The 14,980-nt window shown below is 69.2% G+C and carries 12 protein-coding genes; 2 read left to right on the forward strand and 10 right to left on the reverse strand.

All coding sequences use genetic code 11. The annotated features are described in order from the left end of the window. Positions 1 to 170 precede the first annotated feature (170 nt). Positions 171 to 2,021 (forward strand): metallophosphoesterase, encoded by a 1,851-nt coding sequence (locus tag K8612_RS09480; protein WP_223762042.1) that lies wholly within the window; start codon positions 171 to 173, stop codon positions 2,019 to 2,021. A 31-nt stretch (positions 2,022 to 2,052) separates the two neighbouring features. On the opposite strand, the gene cydC is transcribed toward K8612_RS09480, so the two are convergent. From cydC to K8612_RS09525, 9 genes are all read right to left on the reverse strand, one after another. Further along, the gene (gene cydC / locus K8612_RS09485; protein WP_223762043.1) at positions 2,053 to 3,699 is read right to left on the reverse strand and encodes a thiol reductant ABC exporter subunit CydC; all 1,647 of its coding nucleotides are present in this window, start codon (positions 3,697 to 3,699) and stop codon (positions 2,053 to 2,055) included. Continuing rightward, positions 3,696 to 5,381 (reverse strand): thiol reductant ABC exporter subunit CydD, encoded by a 1,686-nt coding sequence (cydD, locus tag K8612_RS09490; protein WP_223762044.1) that lies wholly within the window; start codon positions 5,379 to 5,381, stop codon positions 3,696 to 3,698. Before cydD ends, cydC begins: the two co-directional genes overlap by 4 nt. 7 nt (positions 5,382 to 5,388) lie before the next feature. Continuing rightward, positions 5,389 to 6,396: a cytochrome d ubiquinol oxidase subunit II gene (gene cydB / locus K8612_RS09495; RefSeq protein ID WP_223762045.1), complete on the reverse strand. Its 1,008-nt coding sequence runs from the start codon at positions 6,394 to 6,396 to the stop codon at positions 5,389 to 5,391. 36 nt (positions 6,397 to 6,432) lie between these two features. After that, positions 6,433 to 7,884, reverse strand: coding sequence for a cytochrome ubiquinol oxidase subunit I (locus K8612_RS09500; RefSeq protein ID WP_223762046.1), 1,452 nt, complete (start codon positions 7,882 to 7,884; stop codon positions 6,433 to 6,435). A gap of 157 nt (positions 7,885 to 8,041) precedes the next feature. Next, on the reverse strand, positions 8,042 to 9,412 hold the full coding sequence (gene hemN, locus K8612_RS09505; RefSeq protein ID WP_223762047.1) for an oxygen-independent coproporphyrinogen III oxidase: 1,371 nt from the start codon (positions 9,410 to 9,412) through the stop codon (positions 8,042 to 8,044). Positions 9,413 to 9,462: 50 nt separating this feature from the next. Further along, on the reverse strand, positions 9,463 to 10,413 hold the full coding sequence (locus tag K8612_RS09510) for a hypothetical protein (protein ID WP_223762048.1): 951 nt from the start codon (positions 10,411 to 10,413) through the stop codon (positions 9,463 to 9,465). Position 10,414: 1 nt separating this feature from the next. Further along, positions 10,415 to 11,407, reverse strand: a complete 993-nt coding sequence (locus K8612_RS09515) for a JmjC domain-containing protein (RefSeq protein ID WP_223762049.1) — start codon at positions 11,405 to 11,407, stop codon at positions 10,415 to 10,417. Positions 11,408 to 11,468: 61 nt separating this feature from the next. Further along, positions 11,469 to 12,503: an MAC/perforin domain-containing protein gene (locus tag K8612_RS09520; protein ID WP_223762050.1), complete on the reverse strand. Its 1,035-nt coding sequence runs from the start codon at positions 12,501 to 12,503 to the stop codon at positions 11,469 to 11,471. A 56-nt stretch (positions 12,504 to 12,559) separates the two neighbouring features. Next, on the reverse strand, positions 12,560 to 13,336 hold the full coding sequence (locus K8612_RS09525) for a hypothetical protein (protein WP_223762051.1): 777 nt from the start codon (positions 13,334 to 13,336) through the stop codon (positions 12,560 to 12,562). A 369-nt stretch (positions 13,337 to 13,705) separates the two neighbouring features. Here K8612_RS09525 and K8612_RS09530 point away from each other — a divergent pair, with 369 nt between their 5' ends. Next, positions 13,706 to 14,491 (forward strand): 1-acyl-sn-glycerol-3-phosphate acyltransferase, encoded by a 786-nt coding sequence (locus tag K8612_RS09530; protein ID WP_223762052.1) that lies wholly within the window; start codon positions 13,706 to 13,708, stop codon positions 14,489 to 14,491. A gap of 70 nt (positions 14,492 to 14,561) precedes the next feature. On the opposite strand, the gene K8612_RS09535 is transcribed toward K8612_RS09530, so the two are convergent. Continuing rightward, positions 14,562 to 14,891, reverse strand: a complete 330-nt coding sequence (locus K8612_RS09535) for a hypothetical protein (RefSeq protein WP_223762053.1) — start codon at positions 14,889 to 14,891, stop codon at positions 14,562 to 14,564. Between the last annotated feature and the right edge of the window lie 89 nt (positions 14,892 to 14,980).

Below are 14,980 nucleotides of genomic sequence, written 5' to 3' on the forward strand. Positions count from 1 at the left end.
TGCGGATGCGACGCGTGTCGCGTTCAGGGCGTACGCAGCGGGAGCGCGGCGCGCGGCACCGGCCCGATGAAACACCCTGGACCGCCCTGAGCCGCGGGTTGGCGCCCGCCTTGCTTTGCCGGCGTCCCATCCGGGTCCCGGTGCACGGGGCCCCTTGAGGGGGACGCAACATGAAGATCGAGTGGCTGCTGCTCGCGATGCTGTGCGTGGGGGTGCCGGTCCGCTCCGGCGCGGAAGAAGAGCCTCGCAACGTGGAGACGACCTGCAACCGCGGGAAGCTCTACCAGGCCGGGCTCTGTTACGAGCGGTGCAAGGAAGACTTCACGGGAGTCGGACCGGTCTGCTGGGCCGACTGCCCCGACGGCTACAAGGACGACGGCGCGCTGTGCCGCAAGGCCGCGATCATCATCCCGAAGGACTCCTATGGCCGTGGAGCCGGCACCGTGTTCGGATGCGGCGACAACCAGGAGCAGGATGGAGGGCTGTGCTACCCGAAGTGCAAGTCGGGTTACAACGGCGTGGGCCCGGTGTGCTGGCAGAAGTGCCCGGACGGCTACAAGGACGACGGTGCCCTGTGCCGGCGCGATGCGAAGATCAAGAGCGCCGATACCTCGCGCTGCTCCGCGCTCGACAAGTGCGGCCTGACCTTCGACAAGGGCTGCTCTCGCTGCCCCTCGGGCTACAAGAACGATGGCTGCACCTGCCGGCGGGACGTCCACATCTTCGCCAAGAGCTCCCATGGCCGGGGCGCGGGCAGTCCGATTCACACCTGCGGCGACGGCGAGGAGAAGGACGGCGCGCTCTGCTATCCGAAGTGCAAGGCCAGCTACCACGGCGTGGGCCCGGTGTGCTGGCAGAAGTGCCCAGACGGCTACAAGGACGACGGCGCGCTGTGCAGCAAGGACCCGCACATCATCCCGAAGGACTCCTATGGCCGGGGCGCGGGGACGGTCCCCCCGACCTGCGCGACGCCGAGCTTCACCAAGACGGTGCCGCCAGTGTCGGACCTCAACGCCTTCACGATGATCATCGCCTCCGACCCCCAGCTCCCCTGGTGGGAGGACTCGCCGCCCTGTGACGGCGACAAGGATTGCACGAAGCGCAACTCCAAACGCGCCAACCGCGACCAGGTCCGGGCGATGAATGACATCCAACGCGCGTCCAATCCGCTCCAGCCGGGCGCCCCCGGAGCGTGGCCCTCCAGGCCGGACATCCAGGGGGGCGGCGTGCCCATCCAGAAGCCCCGGGGCGTCATCATCAACGGGGACCTGACGGCGTTCTGGCAAGACTGGCAGGTGGAACTCTTCGAGCGCTACTACACGCTGCCGGGCACCCTGCGCTGGCCGCTCTTCGTCGGCCTGGGCAATCACGACTACGCCAACAACCTGGGGGATGGCTGGTGGCGCGAGCCGCTCTACTACCTGACGCTCGGGGAAAACGGCGCGGCGGCCAACGCACGGGACTTCATCAAGACGATGATCCACTGCGACAAGGTGCCCAACTTCCCGGCCTCCCTCATCCAGAGCTTCGACAAGCAGAGCCTCGCGTACTCGTGGAACCAGGGGAGCTATCACTTCGTGCAGCTCCACAACTACCCGACCTACTCGGCGAAGGCCATCGACGTCTCCCCGTCCATCGACTGGCTGAAGAAGGACCTGGCCGCCGCCACCGCCGCGGGCCGCAAGATCGTCCTCAACCTGCATGACTACGGGGATCACATGAAGCAGGACGACCCGGCGTTCCTGAAGGCCATCGCCAACCAGAACGTGGTGGCCGTCTTCGCCGGTCACATCCATGAGCGGCATGGCTTCAGGACCCAGGTGCCAGGGACGAACATCCCCGTGTTCCTGAGCGGCTCCTCCGACATGCACACCTTCCTGCTCGTGCAGTTCACCGACACGTACCTCACGGTGGGCGTCATCAACAGCGAGGACGGGAAGACGGAGTTCCTCGACCCCGCCGATGCGAAGAACCTGATGACGGTGCCGGTGCCCGCCTCGGCGACGTCGCCCAAGCGCTGAGGACGCCGACCGGAGTGAGGGAGCACGGGCGTCAGGCCGGCGCGAGCGCGTGGACGCTGTCCAGCGCGCGCGCCACGTCCGCGTCATGCGTGACGACCACCAGGCCGCGCCCGTGCGCCTTCATCCCGTCGAGGTCTCGCATCACGCGGGCCGCGGTGCGCGGGTCGAGATGCTCGGTGGGCTCATCGAGCAGGAGCCAGGGGGCCTCCGAGAGCCAGGCGCGCGCGAGGAGGACGCGCCGCCGCTCGCCTCCAGAGATGGCTTCGCCCCCGCGGCCCAGGGGCGTGTCGAGCCCCTGCGGCTGCCGCGCGTACCAGTCCCCCAGGCCCGCCTTGCGCAGCGCCGCGATGGCCTCGTCGTCGGTGAGCGTCGCGCGCACGACCCGGAGGTTCTCTCGCAGGGTGGTGTCGAAGAGGTGCGCATCCTCGGCGGAGTAGTGCAGCAGCTCCACCCGACGCTGCTCGCTCACGTCTTCGAGCGGGACCTCGCCCAGCTTCACCGTCCCCTCCTTCGGAGGGAGGTGCCCCGCCAGGCTGAGCAGCAGCGTCGTCTTCCCGCTCCCGCTGGGCCCGGTGAGGGCGAGCGACCTGCCCCGCCGCACGGTAAGGTCGATGCCCGAGATCGCGGCGCTTCGATGGGGCCAGCCACACGCGAGTCCCTCCGCGCGCAGGGGGCCGGCCGGCGCGGGAGCTGGGAGCGCGGCGGCCGGAGCCTCCGCCTCGGGCGCCTCGAGGAAGGGCAGCAGCCGCCGGGCCGCCTCGGTCGAGCGCAGCAACTGGGTCAGCGCCGCGGGCATGGACTGGAGGGCCTCGAACGCACTGAGCGGCACGAGCACGACGACACAGAGCTCCACCTGGGAGAGCGCTCCGCGTCCGAGCGCCGCGAAGCCGAGGACGAGCGCCGCCCCCACGCTCGCGCTCCACGCGCCATGCAGCAGGAAGGTCGCGGCGGCGGTCCAGCGAGCGGCTCGCGCGGAGAGGCGCTCCAGATGAAGGTCGTCCTCGCGCAAGGCTCCCAGCAGGACCGGCGCTCGTCCCGACACCCTCCACTCCGCCGCGCCTTCGAGCAGCTCCAGGGCGGTGGCCAACTGCCGCGACCGGGTGGCCGACGACGCCTTCTCCGCGAGGGCCAGCGCGCGCGCATTCATCCAGGGTGCCACGCCCCCCGCGACGGCCAGACTCATGGCCAGGGCCCCTGCCGCCGCAGGCAGGAAGAAGGCGAGCAGCGCGACGCTGCCCACGCCGACACCGGCCGCGATGGCCATGGGTACGAGCGAGCGGATGACCGCCTCGCCCACCGCATCCACGTCACCGCCGAGCCTCGCGACAAGGTCTCCGCGCTTGAGGCCGAGGACCCGGGGGAGCGGCCCCCGCGCGAGCGCGTCCACGAGCCGGGCCCTCAGCCGCGCCACGCCCCCCAGGGCCAGCTCGTGCGCGACGAGCCGGTGGGCATAGCGGAGGCCCGCGCGAGAGAGCCCCAGGGCCCGCACGCCGACGATGGCGAGCGTGAGGTCGAGCACGGGCGGCATCTCGGCCGCGCGCGCGATCAGCCACGCGGACAACGCCCCCAGCGCCGTCGAGGCGAAGAGCGCGCCCGTCCCGAGCGCGACCGCGAAGGCCACCGTGCGGGGACGCAGCCCGAGCCCCGGCAGCACCTGACGCAAGGGATGGGGGCTCATGCGGCCTCCGCGAGGGTGTCCAGGGAGGCCCCGGTCGAGTGGAGCGTGACGACTTCGTCCGCGATGGCCAGCGTCCGCGCGCGGTGGCTGACCACGAGCAGCGTTGTCCCCTGCCGTGCGCGCTCCTTCAGCGCTTCGAGCACGCGCTGCTCGGAGACTTCGTCGAGATGCGCCGTGGGCTCGTCGAGGAGCAGCAGCCGCTCGTCGCCCGCGAGGATCCGGGTGAGCGCGAGCCGCTGCCGCTGTCCCAGCGAGAGGCCCTGCCCGTCCCGCCCCAACCGCGTGTCCCAGCCTTCGGGCAGCCGCGCGACGACGGCATCGAAGCCGGTGGCCTCCGCGGCGGCTGCCAGGGCGGAGGCCGGAATCACGCGACCTCGACAGACGCTCTCGCGCACCGTGCCTGGCTCCAGGTGGAGCCGCTGGGGCAGCCACGCGAGCTGGGACCAGTACGTCGTCAGGTCGAGCGACCCGAGCGCGAGCGGCGCCGCGCCTTCAGGCCGCAGGAAGACTCCACCGCGCGTGGGCGGCAGGAGCCCGAGCGCCACCGCCACCGCCGTGCTCTTGCCAGCGCCGCTCTCCCCTCGCAACCCGAGGATGCGCCCCTGCCCCAACGGCAGCACGAACGAGAGCCCCTCCGGTGCGCTGCACCCGGCGTCGCGCGTGGCGACCGAGACGTCCCGCAGCTCCAGCGCCCCGGAGGTGAGCGGTGGCGCGGCGAGCATGCCACGCGCGGGCTGGGGGGCTTCGAGCCGCGCGATGGCCTGCGCCGCCGCCTCGGCGCCCTCCGCGGACGCGTGGAAGAGCGCGCCCACCTGGCGCAGCGGCGCATAGACCTCTGGCGCGATCAGCAGCACGAAGAGGCCCGTCTCCAGCGATATCGCCCCTTCGAGCAGCCGCAGGCCAATCCCCACCGCCACGCTGGCGATGGAGAGCGTGGCGATCAGCTCCAGCACGAAGCTGGAGAGGAAGGCCCGCCGCAGCGCCCGGAGCGTGGTGCGCGCGTGCGCCTCGCTCAGCCGCAGGACCTGGTCCGCGACGCCGCGCTGCCGGCCGAGCGCCCGGAGCGTGGCGAGCCCGGTGATGAGGTCCAGCACCCGCGCGCTCAACTGCTGCATGCTCGCGAGCTGCCGCACCGTGGCCTCGCGCGTGAAGCGGCCCACCAGGACCATGAAGAGCGGGATGAGCGGCAGCGAGCCCGCCATCAAGACCGCGGAGACCGGATCCTCGCGCCACACGCAGACGAGCAGGGCCGGCGTCGCCAGCGCCGTGAGCAGCAACTGCGGCACGTACCCTTCGAGATAGGGCTGCAGCGCGTCCAGTCCGCGGGTCGCGAGCTCCACCTGCGCCACCCCGCCCGCCGGGGCGCGCTCCCCCGTCGATCCGGACGCCAGCCGCGTGAGCAGGCCTTCCCGCAACTGCGCGATGACCCGGTGCGCGCTCCGCTTCCCCGCCCACTCCTGGAGCCCCGCCAGGGCCGCGCGCAGCAGCCACACACCGGAGAGCCAGAGCAGGAGCCGCCCATGCTCCCCGGCCACCTCGCGCGCATGCCCCAGCAGCCGCGCCAGCCCCCGCGCTTGCAGGACCGTGAGCGCGACCATCCCGAGCCCCAGGCCGGCGGTGAGCAGCACGTAGCGTCGCGCGGCGGTCGCGTGCCGCAGGAGCTTCGGGTCGAGCGGCTTCATCGGACGGTCAGCCCTCCCCCAGCGCCGGGTTGAGCTCGTCGACGGTGACGCGCTGGCGGAAGACCCAGTAGGTCCAGCCCTGGTAGGCCAGCACGAACGGCACCAGCGCGACGGCGACGTACGTCATGATCCGCAGCGTGTAGGGGGTGCTCGAGGCGTTCTGGACCGTGAGCGAGTGCGCCGGTTCGAGCGCTGGCATCACGTCCGGGAAGAGCGAGCCGAAGAGCAGCACGACCACGCCCGCGATGGCCAGACAACTGAAGGTGAAGGACCAGCCCTCCCGCTCCTTCCAGACGCTCAGCGCCGCCGCCGCCAGCGCCAGGGCCACGAACCCCAGCACCGGCCACGTCCAGACCACCGAGTAACTCACCTGCGTCCACAGCCCGAAGGCACCGCTGACCGCGAGCGTGGGCAGCGCCATCCGCCGGGCCCAGCCGAGCGCCCGCGCCCGCAGCTCACCCTGGGTCTTCAGCGCGATGAAGACCGCGCCGTGGCTGAGGAAGAGCAAGGTGGTGGCCAGGCCGCCGAGCAGCGCGAACGGGGAGAGGAGGCCGAGGAAGGTCCCGGTGAACTGGTGCTTCGCGTCGAGCGGAACCCCGCGCACGATGTTCGCGAAGGCGACGCCCCAGAGCAGCGCGGGGATCCACGACCCCACCTGGATCGCCTGCTCCCAGCGGCGCTGCCACGTGGGGCTGTCCAGCTTGGAGCGGAACTCGAGCCCGACGCCGCGGACGATCAACGCGACGAGGATCAGGAAGAGCGGCAGGTAGAAGCCAGAGAAGAGCGTCGCGTACCACTCCGGGAAGGCCGCGAACGTCGCGCCCCCGGCGGTGAGCAGCCACACCTCATTGCCATCCCAGACGGGGCCAATCGTGCGCAGCACCGCGCGGCGCTCGGCCGGGGTCTTGCCCAGGACGGAGAGCCACATCCCCACGCCGAAATCGAAACCTTCGAGCACGAGGTAGCCCGTCCAGAGGACCGCGATGAGACAGAACCATAGTGTATTCAGTTCCATGATGATTTATCGATGCCAGGAAAGAGGGCCGGGAACTCAATAGCCAAACGACAGCGGCGCGGTCTCGGGGTGGCTGTCCTCGCTCGCGAGGGTCGCCGGATGTTTCAGGCTCGCACGGACGAAGTGCCGCATCAGGTAGAACCAGACCGCCGCCAGCGCGCCGTAGACGCAGGTGAAGCCAATCAGCGTCGTCCAGACCATGGCGGGGGAGACGGCGGTGGACACGCCGCTGGCCGTCAGCAGGCGGAGCGCGTCCACCCCGGTGGGGTTGGGCGCCACCAGCCAGGGCTGCCGTCCCATCTCCGTGAAGATCCAACCGAAGGAACACGCGAGGAATGGAGTGGGCAGCGCCGCGAGGCTGAGCCGCGCGAACCGCTCCGAGTTGCTCGCCGCGCCTCCGCGCGTGAGCCAGAACCCGACCAGCGCCAGCGCAGCGCTCCCCACGCCCAGGCCGATCATCAAGCGGAAGGACCAGTAGGTGACGGCGAGGTTGGGCGCGTAGTCCGGCCCCGCCCCGTAGAGGTCCTCGTAGCGCTTCTGGACGTCATTGACGCCCTCGAGCGGCGCCTGGAAGTCCGCGCGCGCGAGGTAGGACGTGAGGCCGGGAATCTCCAGCAGGTGGCGCACGCCCCGGCAGTCGTTGGTCAGGTCTCCCACCGCGAGCAGCGAGAAGGGCGCCCCGGCGCGTCCGTCGCAGAGCGCTTCGGCCGCGGCCATCTTCATGGGCTGCTGCTCGAACATCAGCTTCGCCTGGGCATCCCCGCTCACCGCCACGCCGATGCCGGACACCACGACGGTGACCAGGCCGAGCCTGAGCCCGCCGCGGAAGGTCTGGGCCGCCACCGCTTCACCCGACTGGCTCGAGCGCACCATCAGCCAGCCGCAGACGCCCGCCACGAAGGTGCCCGCGACCAGGAAGGCGGATGTCACCGTGTGGGGGAAGGCCACCAGCACCGTGTTGTTGGTCAACACCGCCAGGATGTCCGTCATCTCCGCGCGCCCGGTGGCGGGATTGAACCGCGCTCCGACGGGGTGCTGCATGAAGGAGTTGGCCGCGAGGATGAAGTAGGCCGACAGGTTCACGGCGAACGCCACCAGCCAGATGGAGGCGAGGTGCAGCGCGCGCGGGAGCTGCTTCCAGCCGAAGATCCAGAGCCCCAGGAACGTGGATTCGATGAAGAAGGCCGCCAGCGCCTCCATCGCGAGCGGAGCGCCGAACACGTCCCCCACGAAGCGCGCGTACTCGCTCCAGTTCATTCCAAACTGGAACTCCTGGACGATGCCCGTCACCACGCCGAGCGCGAAGTTGATCAGGAAGAGCTTGCCGAACAGCCGCGTCAGCCGGAGCCACCCCGGCTTCCGGGTCACCACCCAGAGCGTCTGGAGCAGCGCGACGAGCGGTGCGAGCCCGATGGTGAGGGGGACGAAGATGAAGTGATAGACCGTGGTGATTCCGAACTGCCACCGCGCGAGTTCTAGGCTGGTCATGACGCCCAGGCGTCATTGCAATCCCCCAGCCGTTCCCCCTGCCTCGGATGCTCCCTTGCGCCCGCGCAACCCCTGCGCGGCGCCATGGGTGGCCCGCGCAGTTTCTGCGCTCCAGCGCGGCGGTTTGAGGCCCAACCGGCCCCCGGCGCCGCGAGTTTCAGACCGTCCGGGAGAAGCGGGGTTTCGCGGCCCTGGCGAGATAGGCGTCGAACACCATCGCCACGTTGCGCACGAAGAGGCGGCCGAGCGCCGTGAGCTCCAACTGCGTCCCGTCGCGGACCAGGAGCCCGTCGGCCTCGAAGGCGCGCAGCCGCTCCAGCTCCGGGGCGAAGTACGTCCCGCCGTCTGCGCCGAGGTCCGTCCAGAAGTTGCACATCAGTTGGGTGATGACGGCGCGGCGGCGCTGATCATCCTCGGTGAGGACGACGCCTCGCTCGGTGGCCAGGCGCCCCTCGGCCACCCGTACGTAGTAGGACGACAGCGGCCGCACGTTCTGGGCGTATGCCCCGCCCACGTCGCTGATGCCGGTGCTGCCCAGCGCCACCACGTCCGACGCGGCCTTCACCGTGTAGCCCTGGAAGTTGCGGCCCAGGCGGCGCTCGGCCTGCGCGCGCGCCAGCTCGTCCTCGGGCACCGCGAAGTGGTCCATGCCGATGGGCCGGTAGCCCGCCGTCACGAAGGCCTCGCAGGCGGCGCGGAACAGCTCCAGCTTGGTGCGGGCCCCGGGAATGGCCTCCGCGGGCATGCGCTTCTGGTGCTTCAGGACGTCCGGCATGAAGGCGAAGGAGTAGACGGCGAGCCGGTCCGGCCGCATCTCCCGCACCGTCTCCAGCGTGCGGGCCCAGCTCGCCGCGTCCTGGTGGGGCAGGCCGTAGATGAGGTCGAAGTTCACGCCGGTGAAGCCCAGCCCGCGAGCCTGCTCCAGCAGCGCGCGCGTCTGCTCCGGCGTCTGGAGGCGGTTCGTCGTCCGCTGCACCTGGGGGTCGAAGTCCTGGAGCCCCATGGACACGCGGTTGAAGCCCATTTGGCGCAGCAGCGACAACTGGCCCGGCGTGGTCAGCGCGGGGTGGACCTCGATGGCCACCTCCGCGTCCGGCAGCGGCGTGAAGCGGCGGGTGAGCTCCGTCCACAGCCGCTCCAACTGCGCCTCGGTGAGGAAGGTGGGCGTCCCGCCGCCCCAGTGGATCTGCGACAGCGTCCGCCGCGCGCCCAGCCGCCGCGCGACGAGGTCCATCTCCATGACGAGGTGGTCGATGTACCGGTCCGCCGCGCCCGGGTCCTGGCTGATGACGACGTTGCAGCCGCAGTACCAGCAGAGGCTGCGGCAGAAGGGCAGATGGACGTAGAGGGACAATGGCTGGGTGGCCTCCCGCGCGCTGGCCAGCGTGAGGCGCTCCGCGAGGGCGTCGGGGCCAAAGTCGCCGCGCCACTCGGGGGCGGTGGGATAGCTGGTGTAGCGAGGGCCGGCGACGTTGTAGCGGGCCAGCAGCTCTTCGGACGGCGTGGGGAGGTCGAGGCGGGGTTCCATCACGGCCCTGCCCTGTTCCAAACGCCGTGCCAACTCGCGTCCGGGGAGAGTTACGGGGCAGGCACCACGAGGAGCTGCGTCCGAGAGGTGGTGTCGGAAGCAGCCGCGACCTTCACGGCCGCCCGGATGGCCTCGGTCGCCTCCGCGCGCTTCTGCTCCCCGTCCGGCACGAAGACCTCCTGCGTGTTTCCCTTCGACCGATAACGGCTCTTCTCCTCAATCCGCGCACGCTGCGGCGCATCCGCCTCCAACCCGAAGTGCGGAAGGATTTGATCGTGCACCAGGCCGGGCAGGCGGGCGTAGTCCGCCCTCAGGCACAGAGGCCCCTGGTGCTCCCACGCCTTCCGCGCGTAGCGCGCCAGACACCCCGCGAAGAATGCTTCAGGCGTGTCCCGAGCCTCGCCGGGCCAATCCGGGAAACACGCCTTGAACCACGGCTCCCGGCTCCGGTACCACCGCAACGGCGCGGAAGGGCTCCTGAAATTGGAGGCCATCACCTCCGTCGCGTCCCGCGTCAGGAACACCCAGGGCACGTCCGGCAGCGCGGCGCGGATCCAGTCCAGGAACAGCAGGTTCCACGAGGAGAACTTGATCACATACCGGCCGCCAGGCCCGACCCCTCGCCCGAAGGCCTTGATCAACCGGCGGAACGCCTCCGCGTCGAAGGCGCAGGCGCCCTGGGCGCAGTGGAGCAGGTAGAGCGACAGCGCCTCCGGTTCGCTCACGCCCCGCACCCCTGGGAGCGTCCCCAACATCCCGGTCACCAACGAGCTCCCGCACCGCGAGACGTGGAAGAGGAGGCCCACCGGCAGGGGCCCCTCCTCCAGCAGGTCCGTCACCGGACAGGAGGACGAGCGCCGTCCCTCCCCTTCCGACAAGGCCTGGCGCAGGCCGTCCGACAAGAAGGGCGCGGCGTAGACCGAGGCAGGCAGCTCCGTGGTCTGGAGCATGGCCTGTCCCTCCTGGACGTACAGGCGGGTGGGGACGGGGACGCGTTCCATGTCACCCTCCCCCGGACGCGACTGCCCGGAGCCTGGGCTTTTCCATCTCCGCGAAGGAGCGCGCCAACCTGTGGATGCCGGCGGAAGCATTCCCGTTCGCGTGCCGGCCCAGGTACTCGTCCAGCAGCCCCTCCAGCTTCGCGTCCATCCCCGCCATCACCGCGGCCTTCAGTTGGTCCTTGAACGCCGCCAGTTCCCCCTGCTGCCAGACCGCCAGCGGGACGGTGTTGCGCATGAAGTCCTCCTTCTCGAGCCCCTCCGCCACCCGCCGGAACAGCGCCTGCCAGGGGCTGGTCAGGAGGCCCACCGTCACGTGCAGGGAGTGCACGTCCGTGGCCGTCACGTCATGGAAATGCCCCCGGGGCACGTACAGCAGGTCGCCCTTGCGCAGCACCTCGTCGAACACACAGGTCAGCGAGGGCCTGTGCTGCTCCGGGTTCTGCATCGGCTCGCCGTCATAGGGCAGGTGGATGGGCTTGTCATACAACCGCCAGCGCTTCTCTCCCTCGAGCTGGAGGATGAAGGCATCATGCGTGTCGTAGTGGAGCGTGAAACCCTGGCTGCCCGCGGGCGTCATGTACAGGTTCGCCTGCACCCGCACCCGCCACTCCCGCTCCAGCGTGTCGCAGAACCTCCGGAGGGGCTCCAAGGCCGTCTGCGCTTGATAGACAATCACCGAGTGACCCTGTTCCAGGAACAGGCGGGACACGCGCTCCCGGTTGATCACATGGTTGAAGTTGACCCGCGCCTCCTTGTAGGACAGGGACGACGAGAACTCGCTATACGCCGTCTCGCGCCCCTCCTTCACCATCCGCACGTTGGGATAGACGTTGTTCTCCTTCTGCAGGAACGACAGCATCTCCTCGAGGGTGAAGAGGTCTGAGTAGTATCCCGCGTCTCCCCGGCGGATCAGCAGGCGCTCCCGCTCGAAGTACGTTCGCAGGAACGCGTCCGGGGAGACAGGCTTCAGCAGGTGCTCGGTATCGTACTTCATGGCGGTCGTCACCAGGGCAGGAGGCAGAGGGGGCGCACAGGCGTGCGCCCCCGGGGAGCCGTCAGTCGTTCAGGTCGCCTTGCTCCGCGTTGGAGATGGCCTGCGTGTACGGCGTGACGCCGTATCTGGCGGTGATGGTGTTCGCCACCTTGTAGCGCAGGTCCTGGTCGGGGATGAGGTTGATGACCGGCTCCAGCACGATGGTATCGATGATGTGCCAGCTCACGTAGTTGCCATTCAATGACGCGGCCCAGGCCGGGTACTTGCCCACCAACGAGCCATCACCGCCAATGACATTGATGGTGACGTTCTGGTCCGCCTGCGTGGAGCTGTCGTTCGAGGATGAGCCGTGGCCGTGGCCGCCGCTGCCGCCACCGGAGATGGGCACGTCCTCCAGCTCCAGGTTGGCCTGGAAGCCCGCGGAGACGCTGTCCGAGAAGCTGCTCCCCTGGCTCATGCTGGTGATCTTCCGGGTGTCCGTGCCGTACAGGAGGCCCCCCAGGTCCAGTTGCTTCACGTAGTAGTGGCCCCACGCGTTCAACACCTTCGTGAGGTTGTCGTAGCTGCGGGGGTCGTTGACGCCAGGCTCCACCGCCTGCGCCAGCGCCTGGAGGAAGTCCGCCGTCAGCGTCATCGCGCCGTCGCTGAAGCCAATCTGCAGCTTGGGGACGCGGTACATGCTCGTGACGTAGTAGTCCGTCTCCGAGAACGACTGGTCATTCGAGTACTGGTGCTCGTGCTGGAAGTTGACGCTGAAGATGCCGGGGATGCCGATGTCCGCCTTCTCCACGTCGTAGCCCTGCGAGTGGTAGGTGTGCACCGTCTGGAAGAAGGTCTCCACCGTGTGGAGCTGGGCGGTGATGTTCGGGACGAGCCACTGGAACGTCGCGTGGTTGTCCGGATGGAGCGGGTCCGGGAGGACGAGGTCTCCGGTGAGCTGCAGACCCTGGTGGATGCTGAAGACGTTGGTGGGGTTCTGCTCCTGCGTGATGACCATGGCGTGAAAGAGGCCACGGTCCTCGAACAGGTGGAGCCAGTCCTGGGCGGTGAAGTCATGCGGATCGCTGGGCAGGTCGGCGTTCTTGAGCTTCGGCATTGTCTTGGTTCCTTGCAGGAGTGTCGATTCGGCGTGAAGACATCCACCCGGCATCACTAGTCGTTCAGCCCGTCGCCGCCGCCCGACTGGAAGAGCTGATAGGTCTGCGTGTTGTAATACTTCTGATTGACCACGAAGACGTCGAACACCATGGAGACAGACTGGCTGTCCATCGTGTAGCCCCGGCAACCGCCATACTTTTCGCCGGAGGTCCCCGACCCGGTGACCGTGCCGCCGTGGACGTTGATGCCGTCCCCCTCCGCCAGGACGCCTGGGAGCCGCGGCGGGTTCGAGGGGGGATCCAGGTTCGGCCGGTCCACGGAGTACGTGTTGCCGCCGCTGTCGGTCCAGGAGCGCACCGGCGTGCAGGTGATCCGGATCTGATAGGAGTTGGCCGCTATCGCCTGGTCCAGCGAGTGCGAGCCGAAGTTGTTGTCATAGACATAGATCATGTCCTGGTTGTAGCTGTTGTTGGCGAAGAACGCGTACTGGCCCGCGACCGCCCACTCGTTGGTGGCCGGCACGGACGACCGGGGCAGGATCAGGGAGTTGTTGTCCACGATGGAAATGGAGCTCGGGAGGATCTCGATGCCAAAGCCGAACCCCACCTGGCAGCCAAAGCCAATCTGGAAGGCCAGGTAGGTATCCGGGGGGACGATGACGCCCTTGCCGTTGTCCACCAGGGAGCCGTTCTTGAGGTTGGTGACGTTCTCCACCATCAGGGGGGAGGAGAGGTCCGGCAGGCCGGAGATGCCCGAGTACGCGGCGATCTGGCGCTCATTCGCGGCCTTGGCGACAGCGTCGGCCATGTTGTAGGCGACCTTGACCGTCATGATGCCTTGTTGAAAGAGCTGGTTCTGCGCATTGCAACTCACGAGCGACATACGTGCCTCCGCACTGCATCCAAGGGCTGTTGTGGGTCAGCAAGAGACTTCGTGGCGAAGCGCGCGGTCCCGGGCCTCGCGCATGCCAGTCAGGTCTCTCTTCCTGCACGACAGGCCTATCGCAAAGGCAATGCCAGCCACCTGACGCCGCAAGGCGCTGGAATCACTACCAATTCAAGCAATACCCGGATGCCATGAGCGCCCCGCTGACGCGTCAAGACCGGTCCTTGACGCGTCAGCGGGCTGTCAGGAAGCGCGCGCACGGGCCACGACCCGGGGGATGGGGGCTGCCATTCATCCCGTGGCAGTGCGAACCTGATGGGTGTGGAGCCATCCATCCATGACCGACCGGGGACCGCGCGGGTCCTCCTCTCCAGCGCGCTCTGGGCCTTCCTCGCGCTGTCCAGCGCGGTGCTGTTCCTGGGAGCGCTCCTGCTGTGGGCGCTCACCCGCCCGTTCGACGCGGACGGGCGGGCGCTGCACCTGTACTCGTGCTTCTGGGCACAGGTGTATTTCTACCTGAACCCGTGGTGGCACCTGCGGGTGGAGGGCCGCGAGCACCTGCCCTGGAGGGGCGCGGCGGTGCTGGTGTCCAACCACGAGTCGCTGGGGGACATCCTGGTCCTCTTTGGTCTCTACCGGCCGTTCAAGTGGGTCTCCAAGGCGGAGAACTTCAAGCTGCCGCTCATTGGCTGGAACATGCGCCTCAATGGCTACGTGCCGCTCATCCGCGGAGACCACGCCAGCGTCCTCCGGATGATGGCCGGGTGTGAGCGCTGGCTGTCACGGGGCGTCCCCATCCTGATGTTCCCCGAAGGCACCCGCGCCCGGGACGGCAAGATGAAGGCCTTCAAGGACGGCGCCTTCACGCTCTGCGTCCAGCAGCGCTGCCCCCTCATCCCCATGGTCCTCAGCGGCACCGCGCTGACCCTGCCGAAGCACCCGCTCGTCTTCCAGAAGACCGTCCACGCCCGGGTGCGCGTGCTGGAGCCCATCGACCCCGCGGACTTCGCGGGGGATGTGCACGCCCTGCGCGACCACGTGCGCGACCTCATGGTCCGCGAGAAGGCGCGCATGGAGGCCGAACGCACAGCACGCGGGTGACCGAAAACGCGCACGCCGCGCCCCCCAAGACGCAGGGGCGCGGCGTGCGTGCTTCAGAGCTTCTGGCCCGTCAGATCGGCTCAGGCGTGCAACTGGCGGACGAAGACGCCGTCGCCACCGCCTGGCCCCCGCTCCAGAACGTCACGGTCACGGTGACCATGCCGGGGCTGTTGGGACAGTAGAAGGCACACGCGGTCGTACCGTCGCAGTACCCAGGCAGGGTCACGTCGGCCGACCCGGAGTTGAAGCTCCAGGTGGTCGTGTCGTAGGAGGTGCTGCCGGGATCGGCCTCGCAATAGTCGCTCCCCATGCAGGAGAGCACCGGGGCCTGGGCTGACGCGGGCTGACTCCAGAGTCCGCCCAGCAGGGCGGCAATGGCTACGGCATGTCCGGCTTTCATGGATGAATCCTCCGTGGATGACTTGGGATGCCCCGTGGGTTCCCGCGTCCTGGGCACTACCGCCTGTCCCGAGCTCACGCGAACCGCGG

This window comes from Corallococcus sp. AS-1-6 (assembly GCF_020037015.1).
Lineage (GTDB): Bacteria > Myxococcota > Myxococcia > Myxococcales > Myxococcaceae > Corallococcus.